This is a genomic window from Halothiobacillus sp. DCM-1 (genome assembly GCF_045689735.1).
In the GTDB taxonomy this organism is placed as follows: Bacteria; Pseudomonadota; Gammaproteobacteria; order Halothiobacillales; family Halothiobacillaceae; genus Halothiobacillus.
This window is the reverse complement of the sequence record NZ_CP142685.1, coordinates 152,399-169,822: the sequence shown is the minus strand read 5'-3', so window position 1 is coordinate 169,822 and position 17,424 is coordinate 152,399. Positions and strand designations below refer to the sequence as shown.

15 protein-coding genes and 1 tRNA gene are annotated in these 17,424 nt (G+C 63.0%); 12 read left to right on the top strand and 4 right to left on the bottom strand.

Annotation, left to right across the window (positions count from 1 at the left end; translation table 11 throughout):
- Positions 1-51 precede the first annotated feature (51 nt).
- The 3 genes from VOI35_RS00830 to VOI35_RS00820 are packed head-to-tail and all read left to right on the top strand — an operon-like array spanning position 52 to position 2,840.
- Entirely contained in the window at positions 52-1,302 is a 1,251-nt protein-coding gene (locus VOI35_RS00830; protein ID WP_407276015.1) for a malic enzyme-like NAD(P)-binding protein, read from the top strand.
- Positions 1,303-1,304: 2 nt separating this feature from the next.
- Positions 1,305-2,258 (top strand): 5'-3' exonuclease H3TH domain-containing protein, encoded by a 954-nt coding sequence (locus VOI35_RS00825; RefSeq protein WP_407276014.1) that lies wholly within the window; start codon positions 1,305-1,307, stop codon positions 2,256-2,258.
- 15 nt (positions 2,259-2,273) lie between these two features.
- Positions 2,274-2,840 (top strand): rRNA large subunit pseudouridine synthase E, encoded by a 567-nt coding sequence (locus VOI35_RS00820; RefSeq protein ID WP_407276013.1) that lies wholly within the window; start codon positions 2,274-2,276, stop codon positions 2,838-2,840.
- On the opposite strand, the gene VOI35_RS00815 is transcribed toward VOI35_RS00820, so the two are convergent.
- The 3 genes from VOI35_RS00815 to queF all read right to left on the bottom strand — a co-directional run bounded on the left by VOI35_RS00815 (position 2,827) and on the right by queF (position 5,643).
- A complete protein-coding gene (locus VOI35_RS00815; protein WP_407276012.1) occupies positions 2,827-4,527 on the bottom strand; it encodes a protein kinase domain-containing protein in 1,701 nt (566 codons plus the stop codon). The genes VOI35_RS00820 and VOI35_RS00815 overlap by 14 nt on opposite strands.
- Positions 4,528-4,561: 34 nt before the next feature.
- The gene (locus tag VOI35_RS00810) at positions 4,562-5,080 is read right to left on the bottom strand and encodes an FHA domain-containing protein (protein WP_407276011.1); all 519 of its coding nucleotides are present in this window, start codon (positions 5,078-5,080) and stop codon (positions 4,562-4,564) included.
- A 173-nt stretch (positions 5,081-5,253) separates the two neighbouring features.
- A complete protein-coding gene (queF, locus tag VOI35_RS00805) occupies positions 5,254-5,643 on the bottom strand; it encodes a preQ(1) synthase (RefSeq protein ID WP_407276833.1) in 390 nt (129 codons plus the stop codon).
- 102 nt (positions 5,644-5,745) lie between these two features.
- Between queF and VOI35_RS00800 the strand changes: the two genes are divergently transcribed.
- The 9 genes from VOI35_RS00800 to VOI35_RS00760 all read left to right on the top strand — a co-directional run bounded on the left by VOI35_RS00800 (position 5,746) and on the right by VOI35_RS00760 (position 16,689).
- Positions 5,746-9,216, top strand: coding sequence for an AAA family ATPase (locus tag VOI35_RS00800; protein ID WP_407276010.1), 3,471 nt, complete (start codon positions 5,746-5,748; stop codon positions 9,214-9,216).
- A gap of 38 nt (positions 9,217-9,254) precedes the next feature.
- Positions 9,255-10,259 (top strand): cell division protein ZipA C-terminal FtsZ-binding domain-containing protein, encoded by a 1,005-nt coding sequence (locus VOI35_RS00795; protein ID WP_407276009.1) that lies wholly within the window; start codon positions 9,255-9,257, stop codon positions 10,257-10,259.
- Between the two features lie 22 nt (positions 10,260-10,281).
- A complete protein-coding gene (gene ligA, locus VOI35_RS00790; RefSeq protein WP_407276008.1) occupies positions 10,282-12,324 on the top strand; it encodes an NAD-dependent DNA ligase LigA in 2,043 nt (680 codons plus the stop codon).
- Positions 12,325-12,378: 54 nt separating this feature from the next.
- The gene (locus VOI35_RS00785; RefSeq protein ID WP_407276007.1) at positions 12,379-13,356 is read left to right on the top strand and encodes a polyprenyl synthetase family protein; all 978 of its coding nucleotides are present in this window, start codon (positions 12,379-12,381) and stop codon (positions 13,354-13,356) included.
- A 14-nt stretch (positions 13,357-13,370) separates the two neighbouring features.
- Positions 13,371-13,447: transfer RNA gene (locus VOI35_RS00780), tRNA-Pro, on the top strand.
- Between the two features lie 133 nt (positions 13,448-13,580).
- On the top strand, positions 13,581-15,140 hold the full coding sequence (locus VOI35_RS00775; RefSeq protein WP_407276006.1) for a SulP family inorganic anion transporter: 1,560 nt from the start codon (positions 13,581-13,583) through the stop codon (positions 15,138-15,140).
- Between the two features lie 9 nt (positions 15,141-15,149).
- Positions 15,150-15,605: a YaiI/YqxD family protein gene (locus VOI35_RS00770; RefSeq protein ID WP_407276005.1), complete on the top strand. Its 456-nt coding sequence runs from the start codon at positions 15,150-15,152 to the stop codon at positions 15,603-15,605.
- Between the two features lie 301 nt (positions 15,606-15,906).
- Complete coding sequence (locus tag VOI35_RS00765; protein ID WP_407276004.1) at positions 15,907-16,176, top strand: PepSY domain-containing protein; 270 nt, start codon at positions 15,907-15,909, stop codon at positions 16,174-16,176.
- 3 nt (positions 16,177-16,179) lie between these two features.
- Positions 16,180-16,689 carry a cytochrome b/b6 domain-containing protein gene (locus VOI35_RS00760; protein ID WP_407276003.1) on the top strand — a complete coding sequence of 170 codons (510 nt, stop codon included), beginning with the start codon at positions 16,180-16,182 and terminating at the stop codon, positions 16,687-16,689.
- A gap of 31 nt (positions 16,690-16,720) precedes the next feature.
- On the opposite strand, the gene VOI35_RS00755 is transcribed toward VOI35_RS00760, so the two are convergent.
- Positions 16,721-17,185, bottom strand: coding sequence for an Lrp/AsnC family transcriptional regulator (locus VOI35_RS00755; RefSeq protein WP_407276832.1), 465 nt, complete (start codon positions 17,183-17,185; stop codon positions 16,721-16,723).
- Between the last annotated feature and the right edge of the window lie 239 nt (positions 17,186-17,424).

The window sequence follows — 17,424 nt, the reverse complement described above, 5'->3', positions numbered from 1 at the left end:
TTTGATCCGCCTGAGCGTGCTCAGGCACCCTGCTTGCTGGAACCCCCGCCTATGACCGCCACCCCGAACGCGCCCCAGGCCGCCCTCGATTACCACGCCCTCCCCCGCCCCGGTAAAACCGCCACCGCAATCACCAAACCCGCAGCCAGCGCGCAGGATCTGGCGCTGGCCTATTCGCCCGGCGTGGCCGAACCGGTGCGCGCGATCGCCGCACAGCCGGATGATGCGTTTCGTTATACGAACAAAGGCAATCTGGTCGCCGTCATTTCAGATGGATCGGCCATTCTGGGGCTCGGGAATCTCGGCGCGCTGGCCAGTAAGCCGGTCATGGAAGGCAAGGCGTTGTTATTCAAAAAATTCGCCGGCATCGATGCGGTCGATCTTGAGCTCGCCACGCAAGACCCGACCGAGCTGATCGATACCATCGCCCGCCTGGAGCCCAGCTTCGGCGGGATCAATCTCGAAGACATTTCCGCCCCGCGCTGTTTTGCCGTGGAGCAGGCGCTGATCGAACGGATGAATATCCCGGTATTTCACGACGATCAACACGGCACCGCGATCATCATTGCCGCCGGCCTGAAAAACGCGCTCGCCTTGCAGGGCAAAACGCTCTCCGAAATCAAGCTCGTGCTGGTCGGCGCCGGGGCAGCCGGCACGGCGACGCTCAACCTGCTGCTGGCGATGGGGCTGAACCGGGATCGGTTGCGGGTCGTCGATAAGGTGGGGGTGCTGCATACCGGCCTCACCGACCTGCCGCCTCACCATGCCGCCCTGGTGGCCGATACTGCGGAACGCAGTCTGGCCGATGCGCTGGTCGATGCCGATGTGTTTATCGGCTTGTCCGCCCCGAATCTCATGAGCGCGGCCATGCTGGCCAGCATGGCACCCAAACCCATCGTGTTCGCGCTCGCCAACCCGGACCCGGAAATTCGTCCGGAGCACGCGCATCAGGTACGCGATGACCTGATCATGGCCACCGGCCGGAGCGACTATCCCAATCAGGTCAACAATGTGCTGGCGTTCCCGTTCATTTTCCGGGGCGCGCTCGATTGCCGCGCCGCGCGCATCACCAACGGCATGAAAATCGCGTGTGTCGAGGCACTCGCCGCGCTCGCCCAGGAGCCTGTGCCCGAGGCGGTGCTCGCGGCCTATGGCGCATCGAGTATGGGTTTTGGCCGGGACTACATTCTGCCCAAGCCTTTCGACCCCCGGCTGATCGAGCGCCTGCCCCCGGCGGTCGCCGCCGCCGCCGCTGCCGACGGCGTCGCGCGCGCAGCGTACCGCCCATATCCCCTGGACTGACCTTGAACACCGCACACCCTCGCGCTTGGCTGGTCGATTCCCATGCCCAGATTTGGCGCGCCTGGCATGCCAGCGGCACGGAGCCGGTGGACAGCGCGGGCTTACCCGTTGGTGCCGTGCGCGGTTTTGCCGACGCCTTGCTCAGTTTGCTGGAAACCATCTTCGACCCCCGCCTGACGCCGCCTGCAATCCCCCATGCTGAGCACGGCCCGATCATCGCCTGTGTGTTCGATGCACCCACCGGACGGGGATTTCGGCAAAGCATTTATCCCGACTACAAAGCCCACCGCCCCCCGGCGCCCGAGGAATTGACCAGCCAACTCCCCCGCTGCCGCGCGTTGGCGGAAGCCGCCGGACTGTACGCGCTCGATCACCCAAATTTCGAGGCCGATGATGTGATCGGTACACTCGTTCAGCAGTTGCGGGGACGCAAGCGCGCCGTGACGATTCTGACCGGCGATAAAGACCTCGCCCAACTACTCGGCCCGGACGATCGCTGGTTCAACCCGATGCGGCAAATGGTGCTGGCCTATGGCGATGTCGAGCGGCATTTTGGGGTGAAGCCGCCGCAAATCGCCGACTGGCTGGCCTTGACCGGCGATACGGCCGACAATATTCCCGGTGTACCCGGCATCGGCCCGCGCATCGCGGCCAATCTGCTGAAAAAACACGGCAATCTGGACGGCATCTACCGCAATCTCGCGGCGGTGTATGGCATGAAGTTTCGCGGCGCGCCGCGCGTGCAGAAACTTCTAGCCGAACATGAACCCACGGTGAAGTTATCCCGCCGCCTCACGGGCATCGTCTGCGATCTGCCGCTGCACACACTGCCCGAACCCTGGCTCGGCATCCGCCCGACGCTGTTGCCCCTACTGCGCTCGATCGGCGTGGACGAAGGCCGCATCGCCCGCTGGCAACGGCTGCCCACGGGGGTATCCCGCAGCGTCGCGGCGTGATGGCCGGGGGTTGAGATGCTGATCGCGTTCAACAAGCCCTTCGATGTGCTCTCGCAATTCACACCAGAGCCGGGCTGCGCCGCGAAAACGCTGGCGGATTTCATCGCGGTGCCGGGGGTGTACGCGGCCGGACGGCTCGACCGGGATTCCGAAGGCTTGTTACTGCTCACCGACGAAGGCCGGTTGCAGGCGCGGCTCGCCAACCCGACCTTCAAGCAACCCAAGACCTATCTCGCCCAGGTAGAGGGCATTGTGACCGAGGCGGCGCTTGCCGCACTGGCGCGCGGGGTTCGCCTGAAAGACGGCCTGACCCGCCCCGCGCTCGCCCAAGCCGTGCCGGAACCCGACTGGTTATGGCCGCGCACTCCACCCATCCGCACCCGCGCCCATATCCCGGTCAGTTGGCTGCAACTCACGCTCACCGAAGGGAAAAACCGGCAAGTGCGACGCATGACGGCAGCCGTCGGCCTGCCCACGCTCCGGCTGATTCGGGTGCGTATCGGTGGTTACACGCTGGACGATCTTGCGCCTGGGCAGTGGCGCACGATACCTCGCGAGGAGTCGCGGCTCAGCGCGGAATAACGCCGGAGCCGGGAGCCGGGTGGGGCTCGTCAAGCGAGCGCCCTTCGACCCCGAGCGGCACATCGTGTTTATGGTCGAGCGCCGCCGCACGGACCCGCAGCTCGCGCGCCTCCAGCACATCCGCCATCGCGTTATACGCGGCAAATAACCGCTCGAAATCATCCCGGCGGTGGCGACGGATACGATGCTCCAATCGTCCCTGCTTGATCTGATCCAGCGCACTGATGACTTGATCCAGCGGGACATTCAACCGCCCGGTCAGCCAATAGGTGCCCGCCACCACCGCCCCGATCACCAGCACGATCCAGGTCAGCAAGGTCAACAGCGTGGTGCGGTTGGCCGTCGCCAGCGCATTCGTCGCCAACCCGATCTGCAACTGACCGACGCGCTTGTCCTGATACTCTATCGGCATTTCAAACACGAAAAACGGGGCGCTGTCACTGCCGTGTACGGTGTACACCTTCATGTCACCCCGTGCCAGCGTGACATGATCGGGATGCAACTGGCTCGCCATCTGCGCGGCCAGAGCATCCCCCCGGGTTTGCGCTTCGAGTTGCCCATTGAGGTTGCGAATCGCCATGTACACGATTTCGCGGTTGTGGCTCATGCTATCGACCCAGGATTGCAGCGCGGGCTTATCCTGCAGCAGTAAATCTTCTGCCGTTTGAACGGCTACCCATTCCGACAGGCTGAAACCATAGTCATAGGCCAGCTCGGTGATGGTTTGATTTTGCTTGTGCTGCACCCAGAACAGTCCCAGCAGCATGACCAAGGCGACCACGGTGGCCATGACCAGCGGCCAGCGCACCCGTAAGGGGATGATTTTTGCCGCCAGGGCATGACGGTCGCGCGCCTCGACCCGGCGCGCCATGGCCTTCAGATCCGCCGCCAGACCGGAAGCGGACTGGTAGCGGGCACTCGGATCCTTGGCAAGCAGGGTGCGCACCAACTCCAATAATTCCGGCGGGGTGAACGGGTCACGCGGTTTTAAGGCCGGCAGAGGGTCTTTCAGAGTTTTTTGCCACAAACTCCAGGGATCATCGGCCTCGAACGGCAAATGACCACTGATCAATTCGAACAGCAACACCCCCAGCGCGTACAGATCGCTCCGCCCATCAATCGGTTGATCGGTGATTTGTTCCGGCGACATGTACTGCGGGGTGCCGGATAAAAACGCGCGGGCACCTTCCTCAGACGGCGCCTGCTCGGCCGACAGGATCCGGGCGATGCCGAAATCCATCATCTTGATGTCGTGCGCCTCGTTCAGCAGCACGATGTTGTCCGGCTTGATGTCCTGATGCACCACCCCGTGACGATGCGCAAAATCCAGCGCTTCCGCAATCTGGATGGCCACTTTCAGCAAAACCGGCAAGGGCATCCCGTCGGGATGAGCCGCCGCGTACTCGCTCAGGCTGGTGCCGGTCAACAACTCCATCGCGATAAACGGGATACCGTCCACCTCGCCCACATCGAAAATGGTGACGATATGGGGGTGATTGAGGGTACCGGCCGCCTTGGCCTCAGTCAGGAACCGTGCCCGGTATTCACTATGCGCGGAGTATTCGGGGCGCAAGGTTTTGATGGCGAGCATGCGTTCGATCTTCGGGTCATAGCCCCGATAAATGATCGACATGGCGCCCCGCCCGAGCTCCCCTTGAATTTCAAACCGACCAAACGCTTTGGCCATGGCAGATTCATCCTTGGCACTTGAGGGTGTGCGATCAATGGTGCAACAGCACCCAACCAATCGCAACCAGCGCGGCCAACCCCGCTAACGCGCCCAGGCCGATCAACCAGGCCGCCGGGCTGCCATTTTTCACGGCACCCGCCGCACCGGTATGCAACTGAAGCTCGACGCCGCCAAACCGCAGACGATCCCCGTGGTTCAGCACCGCCTCGGTCACGCGCTGGTCATTCACATAGCTGCCATTGGTTGAGAGGATATTCATCAATCGGTAGCTGCCGTTATCCTCAATCAGCCAGGCATGCAGACTGGACACGCTGCCATCGGCCAGCACGATGTCCGAATCCTCCCGGCGACCAATCGTGGTTTTCCCCGGGCGAAGCATGAACCGCTGACCAATGAACGGCGGGGTCATGCCAATCAGCGCGGGCTGATCCAGATTGATGTGTTCCGGCTGAATCTCAGTCGAGACCGGCAAGCGTTCGTCATTTTTCGCGACGAGAAGGGTGCCATTGGTTCCGGCATATTTCGGCTTGGCTGGGGTTGCGGTATCCATGGGATCAATCCTCCACGCTGGGATCTTGCGATCAGAAAAACTCGGCGGCGCAGGCGCCCCTTCATTCTTGGATTATCCCGCAACTTTGATGACAGAAAATCCGGTGTTCGCCACCAGCCCCTGTAGGATTTTTCCTATATCCGAACGACGGGCAGGCGGCGCCCCGGCCTCGGTCAAGGCAACACCACCGGCACGGGCGGCTGCCAACCCGCCTGCCGATGCTCGGCCACGACGGTGGTGTAAATCCCCCCGCGCACATTCCACTCGCCGGTCACGCGCATGAAGCGCGGATCCAGCACCTCGACCAACGCGGCCAGAATACTGTTGGTCATCGCCTCGTGGAACCCGCCTTCCTCGCGAAACGACCACATATACAACTTGAGCGCCTTAAGTTCGACACAGCGCTGATCCGGCACATAGTCGATCAGGATGGTGGCGAAATCCGGCTGGCCGGTCTTCGGGCACAGGCAGGTGAACTCGGGAATCCGTAGGTGGATGGTATAGTCACGCGCCACGAAGGGGTTCGGAAAAGTTTCCAGCGTTTTGCTCGGTTGGGTAGTCATCATGTTCTCCAAAGCCATGAACGGCGCGCAGCCAGGCAGTCAATCTAGGGGCAGACAGTATAGTGGCTCCCTCGGCCGCGTGCCTGCCGCGCAGAGGCCACCATGCGCCTGACCAAGCTGTATCTCGCGGGCTTCAAATCCTTTGCCACGCCGACGGAAATCCCAATCCCTGATCGGCGGGTGGCCATCGTCGGCCCCAATGGCTGCGGCAAATCCAATCTGATCGATGCGATCCGCTGGGTGCTTGGCGAATCCTCCGCCCGGCAATTGCGCGGCCAAGCGCTCGATGATGTGATCTTTGCCGGAGCCGGACAACGCCCCGCAGCCAGCCAGGCGGTGGTTGAACTCAGTTTCGACAATAGCGACCGCCGCCTGAACGGGCCATTTGGCGCCTATGATGAGTTGGTCATCCGCCGCAGCCTCGGGCGCGACGGACAATCGCAGTACCGCATCAACGGCACCCGCGTGCGGCGGCGGGATGTCATCGATCTCTTCCTCGGCACCGGCGTCGGTGCGCGGTCGTATTCGGTCATCGAACAGGGACAGGTCAACCGGATCGTCGATGCCAAGCCCGAGGATCTGCGTGCCTATCTGGAAGAAACCGCCGGGATTTCGGTGTATCGTGAACGGCGACGCGAAACCCATCAACGCTTGACGCAAGCCGAAGAAAATCTCGCCCGGCTCACGGATTTAGTCGGCGAACTCGATCGGCAGCAAAGCAGTCTGGAACGCCAGGCGAAAGCGGCGGAACGCTACCGCAGCCTGCAACACAGCCGCCGCCGTCTGATCATCGAGCAAACGGCCGTGGCGCTGGCGCTGGCCGAACACATCACCACGCAGGCGGAAAGCCGGGCACAGGCGACCGCAGAGCAAGCCGAAGCGGCACAGCAGGCGCGTGAAGCGGCGCGCCAATCGCTGCGGGCGATCGAACCCATTCGCCAGCAAGCCGAGGCGCGACAGCAACAGCTCACCGCCGCGCACTTCGGCCAACTGACCGAGCGCAGCGCCCTGCAAGGCAAAATCGGCGCGCTCCGGGCGCGGCTCGACGCCATCGAACAGCAGCAGCGGGATCAGCACCGACTCGAACAGTTGCATGCGGAAACCGCGCAGCAGGAACACCGCCTGATCGAACTACAAGCGGAGCGGCAACGCCTGACCGAGGCGCGCGATCAGGCGGCCAATGAACGCGCGGAACACAGCGCCGCCCTCAGAGCCAGCGAACAGGCGCTGGCGAGCGAGCGAGAACGGCTCCACCACGCCATGCAGCAGGCCGCCGAAGCACGCAGTTGCCTCGCCGCCACCCGCGCCCGGCTCGATGCGCTCGCCCCCCAACTCGACCGGGCACAACAACGGCTCAACCAGCCCGCGCCCGATTTCGAAGCGACGCAACGCACGCTGGATGCCGCGCAGGCGCAACTCCAGGCCGAACAGGCGCGGCTCGATGCTGAACACACCGCCCTGACCGAGGCGCTGGCCGAAGCCAAAACCGCGCAGGCGCAGGCACAAACCGCCTTGGCAGCGGCGGAACAGGCGGCACGGCAGGCGCAGGCACAGCACAGCACCCAGGAAGCCGAACGGCAAGCGCTCGAACGGCTCCTGCGCCCGCACAAACCCACCCCGGCGGCAGAAAACCGGCTGATCGAACGGCTGGCGGACGCCGAGGCCGATCCATTCTGGGCGCATGCCCTGGGCGCGATGACGCAAGCCGAATGCGTCCCCGATCTCGATGCCCTCTATGCGCACTGGCAAAACGGGCACCGCCGACCCGAGGCGGGCTGGTGGATTACCCCGGCTGAAGAAGGTTCGGACGATCCACTCCGTCCGTGGCTGGCAGACTGGCAGAAAACCCGCCACCGCGCGCCTGGGTGGGATGAGGCACTCCATCGGCGGCATCAACTGGAACCGGGGCATTGCTTCGTGCTGGACGACGGCTGGCACATCGGCCGTCACTGGCTGGGGCGAGCCTCGAACGACTCCGCCGCCGTCACCCTGGCACAGCACACCCGGCTCCGGGCGCTCAACCACGCCTGCACCGAGAGCGCCGAGGCATGGGCAGAGGCGCAGGCCACCCAGCGGGCGGCGCAACACGCCTTCGCCGCCGCGCAAACCCGCAGCCAGCAACTGCAGCAGGCGCTTCAGCAGAACGAACAGGCGCGCATCCGGCTCGATTTCACCCGCAAAGATCATCAGCGCGAACAGGCTCAACTGGCGGCGGCACAAGCCAGTCACGCGGCGGCGCACAGGCAGCTTGGCGAAGACCACAGCCGACTCAGCCATCAGCAGGCCGAACTCGCCGCCGCACGGGGGGAAGAAGAGGCCGTGCTGGCGGAAGCCGAGCGCCTCCGTCAGCAACGACAGGCGCAGATTCAGCAGGCCGAAACCGCCCTGATCGAGCGACGACACGCGGCCAGCGAGGCACAACAACGGCTGCAGACCCTCGAACGCACGCTGGATCGCACGACGCATCAGCATGACGAGCTGCTGCGCAGCCATGCGCGCCACGCCGCCGAGCGTACGCAAATCCAGCAACGGCAACAGGAAGCCTTCGCACAAACGGCGCACGGGCAGGCCGAAATCGATACGCACACCGCCGACCTCGCGCGCATCGATCAGCGCATTGCCGAACTCGATCAGGCGCTGGCGGCCATCCAGGCCGAGATCTCCGCCCATCACGCCGCCCAGCAAACCGCGCAGCAAGCGCTTTACGACGCGGAGCGGACTCATGAGCAGGCGCAGGCCACACATCAGCAGGCGGCGCTTGCCCTCCACGAAGCACGGATTCATCAGCAACATGCCGCCGATGCGCTGGCCGAGGCCATTGCCAACGGGCAGGACGACGGCCCGCTGCCTACCCGCGAACACATCGCCGCCCTCGCTGCCGACCCAGAAACCGTGACGCGGCAGGCCGAAGCCCGCGCCCGATTGGATGCCGAAATTCAACGCCTCGGCGCAGTCAACCTGACCGCCATCGAGGCCTTCGCCGAAACACGCGCGCGCAAGGCCGCGCTGGACGAGCAAATGGCGGATGTCCGCTCGGCCATCGACCAACTGCGTCAGGCCATCGGTGTACTTGATCAAGAAACCCGCCAGCAATTCACCGCCATATTCCATGCAGTCAACGAGCGTTTGGCCCCGCGTTTTCAGGAATTGTTCGGCGGCGGGCAGGCGCAGCTCGCACTCACCGATTCCGACGCACTCGATGCCGGTGTCCAACTGTTCGCCCGACCGCCCGGCAAAAAAGTGACGCATCTCTCCCTCTTGTCGGGTGGGGAACGGGCGCTGACCGCCGTTGCCTTGATCTTCGCCCTGTTCGAACAAAATCCAGCGCCGTTCTGTATCCTCGATGAAGTCGATGCCCCACTGGATGAAGCCAATGTCGGGCGGTTCTGTGATATGGTTTCCGTCATGTCCGACCGGGTGCAATTTTTGTTTATCACCCATAACAAGACCACCATGGCCAGCGCCCAGGCACTGATTGGCGTGACCATGCGCGAGGCGGGTGTATCGCGGGTTGTCTCGGTCGATGTCGAACGCGCCGTTGCCCTGCTTGATGCAGCATCGTCGCCCCACTGACCCCGGCAACACCGGACTGAAGGCTTGAGTCATACACGATGGAATCATTGCGTTGGATCTTGTTAGCGGCAGGAGTCGCCGCGCTCGCCGGCATCCTCTGGCTGTACTTTCGGCATAAAAGCGAACAGGCCATCGAACTGGGGAGTGGGCGAACCGACGCCAACCACGACGACCCGATCGATGTATCGATCCGCCAGCCGGTGGACGATCCCACCCCGGCCGCGGGCAATGAAGTCGAAGAGACCCCGGAACTCTCGGCGGTTCGGCGCGTGGCGATACCACGACGAGAACCCACGCTGGATGGCGATCAAGACCGGCCGGAAATCGAGCCTTTCGCGGTCGAGCCCCAGCCGCTGCGCTGGAAGCAACCGACCTTCACCCGCCCCAATCCCGATTTGCAACCCGAGGCCAGCGACGAGACCCTGAGCGAAGGCATCCTCGGCACCGTTCGGCGCACCGTGCTCGATAACCCGCAGCCGACCAGCGGCAGTTTGTTCCGTCATCGCCAACCCACGGCGCATTTCAACTATCAGCAAAAACCCCACGCGGAAGAAAATATCGCCCCGGATCTTGCGCACGAAGATACGGCCACACCGCCCCACGCCGAACCCACGCCACCCGCCCGCGAGCAGCGCCCGGCCAGCGCCGAATCCCTGGTCATCGCCCTGCTGATCGCCCATCCGGAGGGGCTTCCCTTCGCCGGAAATGCCGTGCAGGAATTGATCGAAGATATCGGCTTCGAGTATGGCGCCATGTCGATTTACCACTATCTCGACGAATTTGGCCAGACCCTGTTCTCCCTGATGAACGGCATCAAGCCGGGATTGTTTGATCGCGGCGATGTCACCAGCTTCAACACGCCCCTGCTGGCGCTGTTCATGCAGGTTCCGCTGCCCGGACAAAGCGAAAACCTGGTGCTCGACCGGCTGATCGATGTCGCCCGGGACATGGCCGCCCAACTCGGCGGGGAGGTGCTGGATGACCAGCGCGCGCCGCTCACCTCCGAATCGATCGACCGCTATCGTGAGCAACTCACCAGCTAAACCATCAGACCCCGGCGACCGAATGACAACGCTGCCGCTGTTTGCGGAGGACACCAGCGAACGGGCGCGGCTGAATGAATTATGCGATCAGATCGAGGCGCACAACTTTTCCTACTATGTCCTCGATGCGCCCACCATCAGCGATGCGGCGTATGACGCGCTGATGCGCGAGCTGATCGAGCTGGAAACCCGCCACCCCGACTGGCGCCGCGCCGATTCCCCGACCCAGCGCGTCGGCAGCCTGCACCGCACCACCCAATTTGCGCCACTCAGCCATCGCGAACCGCTGCGCTCGCTCGATAACGCCATGAACACGGCTGATTGGGATGCGTTTTACCAACGCCTGACCCGCGCCCTCGGCGCCCCCCCCGATACCGCGCTGTGTTTTTGTGCCGAACCCAAATTCGACGGACTGGCCATCAATCTGACCTACCAGGATGGCCGCCTGATATCCGCCGCCACCCGGGGCGATGGCCACACCGGCGAAGAAGTCACCCTGAATATCCGCACTCTGGCGAGCGTCCCGCAGCGGCTGAGCCAGACCGTACCGGGCGTGCTGGAAGTCCGGGGCGAGGTCGTCATGTCCCATGCCGCCTTCGCGGAACTCAACGCCGCGCAACAAGCCGCGGGCGAAAAACCGTTCGTCAATCCGCGCAACGCCGCCGCCGGTTCCTTGCGCCAGAAAGACCCGCGCATCACGGCGCGGCGTCCGCTGGAATTTTTCGCCTATGGCGTCGGCGCCTGCGATGCGCCCCTGCCGGAACGCCAATCGGCGCTGCTCGACTGGCTCGGCAGGCTCGGCTTTCAAATCAGCGACCTGCGCGCCGTCGTCCGCGGGCGCGATGCCGCGCTGAACTACCACCAGCAGTTACTGGCGCGGCGGCAAAGCCTGGCGTTCGATATCGACGGCGCCGTGTTCAAGCTCGATGATCGCGCCGCGCAAGCCCAGCTCGGCAGCACCGAACGCGCGCCGCGCTGGGCCATTGCCTTCAAATTTCCGGCCGAGGAAGCCCAAAGCCGCCTGCTCGCCGTCGATTTTCAGGTCGGCCGCACCGGCGCGCTCACCCCCGTTGCCCGCATCGAGCCGGTCTTTGTCGGCGGCGTCACCGTGGCGAATATCACCTTGCACAACATCGACGAAATCCATCGCAAAGACATTCGCCTGGGGGATGCCGTCCTCGTGCGCCGCGCGGGTGATGTCATCCCGGAAATCGTGCGCGTGCTGCCGGAACTGCGCCCCGCCGACGCCCGCCGCATCGAACTACCCAGCCAGTGCCCGGTGTGTGGTTCTGCGGTGGTGCGCAGCGAAGGCGAGGCGGTGGCACGCTGTAGCGGCGGGCTGTTCTGCCCCGCCCAGCGGCGCGAAGCCATCCTGCATTTTGCCAGCCGCAAGGCGATGAATATCGACGGGCTGGGGGAGAAATGGGTCGAACAATGGCTTCAGGCGGGACTGATCGCCCATGTCGATGATCTGTACCGCTTGCGCTTCGAGGAGCTCATCCGCCTGCCGCGCATGGGCGAAAAATCCGCGCACAATCTGCTCGATGCCATCGCCCGCAGTAAATCCACTACGCTGGCGCGATTTTTATACGCGCTCGGCATCCCGGAAGTCGGCGAAGTCACCGCCGCCAGCCTGGCCGCATATTTCGGCTCGCTCGATGCCCTGTGCGCTGCCGACCTCACCGCCCTGCAAGCCGTGCCGGATGTCGGCCCGATCGTCGCCGAGGAGATCCATACCTTCCTCGCCCAACCCCATAACCAGACCATCATCGACCAGCTCCTCGCCGCCGGCGTGCATTGGCCAGATCCCCAACCCGCCGACCGCGCCGGCCAACCGCTGGCCGGCAAAACCTTCGTCCTCACGGGCAGCCTCAGCGGGCTCACCCGCGAAGAAGCCAGTGAGCGGCTGCGGGCGCTCGGCGCCAAGGTGGCGGGCAGCGTCTCCGCCAAAACCACGGCGGTCATCGCCGGTGACGAGGCGGGCAGCAAGCGCGATAAAGCCGAGGCGCTCGGCATTCCCATCCTCGATGAAGCCGCCCTGATGGCGCTGTTACAGCAGAACTGACGCCCGCCGGTCAGTCTGCTAAGGTAAGCGCATTTTCCTCTGCCCCGACTGCCCATGACCCAAGCCACGCTCGACGCCATCCGCCAACTGACCGCCGCCGACATGGCCGCCGTCAACGCTGTGATCGAGCGCAAACTTCACTCCGATGTTGCGCTCATCAATGACTTATCCGCCTACATCATCCACGCGGGCGGCAAACGCTTCCGCCCCATGGTATTGATGCTGGCCGCGCGCGCGCTCAGCGGGCAATCGGCCTGGGCGGCGCAGCTCGCCGCAGTGGTGGAACTCATCCACACGGCCACCCTGCTGCACGACGATGTGGTCGATGAATCTGCCCTGCGCCGGGGGCGGGAAACCGCCAACACCCGTTTTGGCAATGCCGCCTCGGTGCTGACCGGCGATTTTCTCTACTCGCGCGCGTTCGAAATGATGGTCGAAGTGCAAGAACCGCGCGTCATGGCGATTTTGGCCGAAGCCACGAACCGCATCGCCGAAGGCGAAGTGTTGCAACTGATGAACATGGGCGATCCGGAGGTCAGCGAAGCCCGTTACCTCGAAGTCATCCAGCGCAAAACCGCCACCTTGTTCGCGGCGGCCACCCGGCTCGCGGCCGTACTCGAACAAACCGACGACGCCACGGAAGCCGCCCTCACCGCCTACGGCCAGCACCTCGGCACCGCCTTCCAGCTCATCGACGATGTGCTCGACTACACCGGCGATGCCGCCCACACCGGCAAACAAGTGGGCGACGATCTCGCGGAAGGCAAGCCGACCCTGCCCCTGATTTACACCATGCAACACGGCGATGCCGCAAGCGCCGACTGCGTCCGGCAGGCCATCGCCGCGCAGGATGTCGGTGCAATCGATGCCGTCTGCCGCGCCATTGAACAAAGCGGCGCACTCGCCTATACTGCGCGCCTCGCGCAAAACGAGGCGGATCTGGCCAAGGCAAGCATTGCCTTTCTTCCCGAGAGCCAGTTCAAACACGCCTTGCTCGCGCTCGCTGATCTTGCGGTGGCTCGAAACCACTGATCGGCGCATTTATTCGGAGTGTGGCTCAGTCTGGTAGAGCACTACGTTCGGGACGTAGGGGTCGTAGGTTCGAATCCTATCACTCCGACCAATTCACCAAGCCAATCGATTCCCCAACGGCTTCGTTTGGCTGCTCTTCACCACGCCATCTCACCCCCGGGTGACTTGCCTGGAACGAACCGACGCCCGTCGTCCTCGATTCAACCCAGGAGCCAACCGAAGCCATGTTTCACCTGATCGCGAACAGCACCCCGAAAAATCTGCGGGCGGACATCCTCTCCGGCCTGACCGTCGCGCTGGCGCTCGTCCCGGAAGCAGTCGCGTTTGCCTTTGTCGCCCATGTCAGTCCGCTGATGGGGCTGTATGGCGCCTTGATCATGGCACTGGCTTCCGCCGTGCTGGGCGGGCGTCCGGGGCTGATTTCCGGCGCGACCGGCGCGACCGCAGTCGTGATGGTCGGGCTGGTGGTGACGCACGGGGTGGAATATCTGCTGGCCGCACTGATTTTGATGGGGCTCATCCAGATCGCGGCGGGTCTGTTCCAGCTCGGCAAGTTCATCCGAATCGTGCCGTATCCCGTCTTTCTGGGCTTCGTCAACGGGCTCGCCATCGTGATTTTTCTTGCCCAGCTCGGCCACTTTCAAACCAAAGATGCGGCGGGCGAGCTGCACTGGATCACCGGCACCCCGTTGGGAATCATGCTGGGGCTGATTGCGCTCACGATGGCCATTGCCCATTTTCTGCCGAAGTTCACCCGCGCCATGCCGGCCGCGCTGGTTGCCGTTGTGCTCACCAGCCTGCTGGTGGCGCTGCTCGACATTCCCACCAAAACCGTGGGCGATCTCTCCAGCATCGCGGGTGGGCTACCCAGTTTCCATCTGCCGGAATTCCCGCTCACGCTGGAAGCCTTCCTGACCGTGCTGCCCTATTCGTTCATTCTGGCCGGGATTGGCCTGATCGAAAGCCTGCTCACCCTACAACTGGTGGATGACATCACCGAAACCCGCGGTCAACCGAATCGGGAATGCGTGGCGCAGGGCGTCGGCAATATCGCCAGCGGGTGCTTCGGCGGCATGGGCGGTTGCGCCATGGTCGGCCAAACCATCATCAATATTGAATCCGGCGGTCGGGGGCGACTGTCCGGCATAGCCGCCGGCCTGTTCCTGCTGCTGTTTATCCTGCTTCTTTCCCCTTGGATCGAAAAAATCCCGCTGGCCACCCTGGTCGGCATTATGTTCATGGTGGTCATCGGCACCTTCGAGTGGGGCTCACTGCGCCTGTTTGGCCGGGTTCCCCGGCAGGATGTTCTGGTGGGGTTGCTCGTCGCGGCCGTCACCGTCGTCGCCGATCTCGCGATCGCGGTCATCGTGGGCGTCATCGCCTCGGCCTTGATGTTCGCCTGGAACCACGCCCGGGATATGCGGATCACCGCGGAAATTAACGCCCAAGGGCAAAAAATCTACCGGGTTTACGGCCCGTTATTTTTTGCCTCCGTCAGCCAGTTTGCCGAAGCATTCACCTTCCGGGATGACCCGCAAGACACCATCATCGACTTTGCGCAATCCAAGGTCGTCGATCATTCGGCACTGGAGGCGATTGATGCCCTCGCCGAAAAATACCGCAGCGTGGGCAAAACCCTGCACCTGCGGCACCTCTCACCGGAATGCCGACAATTGCTGCACCAAGCGGGGGATCTGGTCGAAGTCAATATCGCCGAAGACCCGCTCTATCATGTCGCCGATGAATTGCGTCGCCCGGCTCGGCCACACACCCATCCATCCTAGGCGCATCCCATGCAGATCTGGGTTGATGCCGACGCCTGCCCGAATGTCATCAAAGACATCCTCTTCCGTGCCAGTGAACGGCTTCACCTGCCACTGACCCTCGTCGCCAACCAACCGCTGCGCGTGCCGCGATCCGCCCATATTCGCGCGGTGGTCGTGCCGGGCGGCTTCGATGGAGCCGATGACGAAATAATGCGCCGCGTCCAACCCGGCGATCTCGTCATCACCGCTGACATTCCACTCGCCGCTGCCGTGCTGGATAAGGGCGGACTGGCCTTGAGCCCGCGCGGCGAACGCTTCACCCCAGAAACCATCCGCGAACGCCTGCGCATCCGCGACATGCTGGAACAATTGCGGGATTCTGGCGTGCGCACCGGCGGCCCCGCCGCGCTCAGTCAGGCCGACCGACACACTTTTGCCAACGCACTGAACCGCTTGCTACCCACCGGCAATCCGTTCGCATAAAGCCCCGGGGTGGTTTCTTTGAAGAATCGTAACGGGCGAGGCTTGCCTTCACCCGAGAGGGGCTCTGCGGGCATTAACAGACTCCAAGCCAACAACTGCGCCATCCGCTGCCAGTTAACCCTCCAGCGAATCCTGTGAAGCGGGAAGGCACAAAACGATAAACCGGCCTCCACGCAATGAGCCGCTGGGCTGTACCGCAGCCTGTCGATTGACTCACCCACATCTTGCAATGCTATCAAGAATCATTATCATTAGCTCTGTTGCGTTTTATCCAGCTTCTTGTCCATCGAGGAATTTGATCATGCTGATTCGCGTTGTTGCCTTCACCGCCGCCCTACTCGCCACTTCTGCCGCCTTCGCCGGCCCGGATTGCACGCAGGAACCTCGCGAAAAATGGATTCCGCCGGTCGAGATGCTGACCCAAGCGATGAAAGATGTGCCGAAAATGAATGTGTTCAAGGTGACCAAGGGCAACTGCTACGAAATCTACGGCTGGGATGCCAAGGGTGAAAAGGTGGAGATTTACTACCATCCAATCACCGGCGAGATCGCCAAGCGTGGCACCTGGTAGGCCATGCGCCCGCGCCCGCTTTGGCCGCTGGCACAGCGCCTGATTCACTGGGGCTTTGTCCTCGGTTTCGCTGTGGCCTGGTGGTCTGGCGAAACGGATTTTGATCGTGTGCATACCTGGACGGGCTACATTTTGGCTTCGTTGGTACTGCTGCGGTTAGCGCTTGGTTTTACCCAAGTCCCCAGTGCGAACTGGAGGATTTTCTTTGCCAAACTGATGCGTCTGCCGGCTTACCTGCGTGGTCGTGCAGTGCAGGATTCTGGCTTGAGCCCCAGCGGCGCAGCTTCTGCCCTGATTCTGCTGCTGTTGATGTTGTCCACGGCGGTGACGGGTTGGATGCTGACCTTGGAAGACTATGTGGGCGACGAGGATGCCGCATGGCGTCACGCCATGGCTTTTAATCTATTGCTTGGTTGGGTTGGGCTGCATGTCGTCGCCGTGCTGGTAGCGAGTCTGGCACAACGACACAACAAACTGGCCGACATGCTGCACGGCGGGCGCACGGAATCCTGAACAGCATCGTTTGCGGGCGCAGGCGGTGCGGTTACGGGACGGGCAGCGCCGGATAATCCCGCAGTTGGCGCAGCACGAAGCTGGTGTGTACGCCGCTCACGCCCTCGATTCGGGTGATCCGGTTGAGTAAGAGCTGTTGGTAAGCATCCATATCCGCCACCACGACTTTCAGCTGGTAGTCCGCCGATTGGCCGGTAATGAGCAGGCATTCCACCACTTCGGGCCATTGGGCGATTTGCGCTTCAAAGGTCGCAAAACGTTCCGGCGTGTGCCGATCCATCGAAATATGCACCAGCGCGGTGAGCATGAGGCCGAGTTGGCGGGCATCCAGCGCGGCGTGATAGCCCGCAATCAACCCCGCCTCTTCCAGTGCGCGCACGCGCCGTAAACAGGGCGAGGGAGAGAGGCCGATGGCATCGGCGAGTTCCTGATTGGTCAGCCGACCATTGGCCTGGAGGCGTTCTAGGATTTGACGGTCGTAGCGATCCAGCAGCATGACGGTCACCGTTTATTGCTTAAATCTTATTAAAAAAGCAATTTTATTGCCATTATTAGGCTAATCAAGAAAATTACGCAATCTTTATCCTCATATCGACGCATAAAATAGCCTTGTCGTTGGTTGTGCCTTACCCGGCCTGCGTAACACCCGCCCCCGATCGACGGCACTACCCATGCCGAAGGTCGAGCGACCATACCCGGTGATGGGCACGGTGTGACGCCCCAACGCAATCCTTT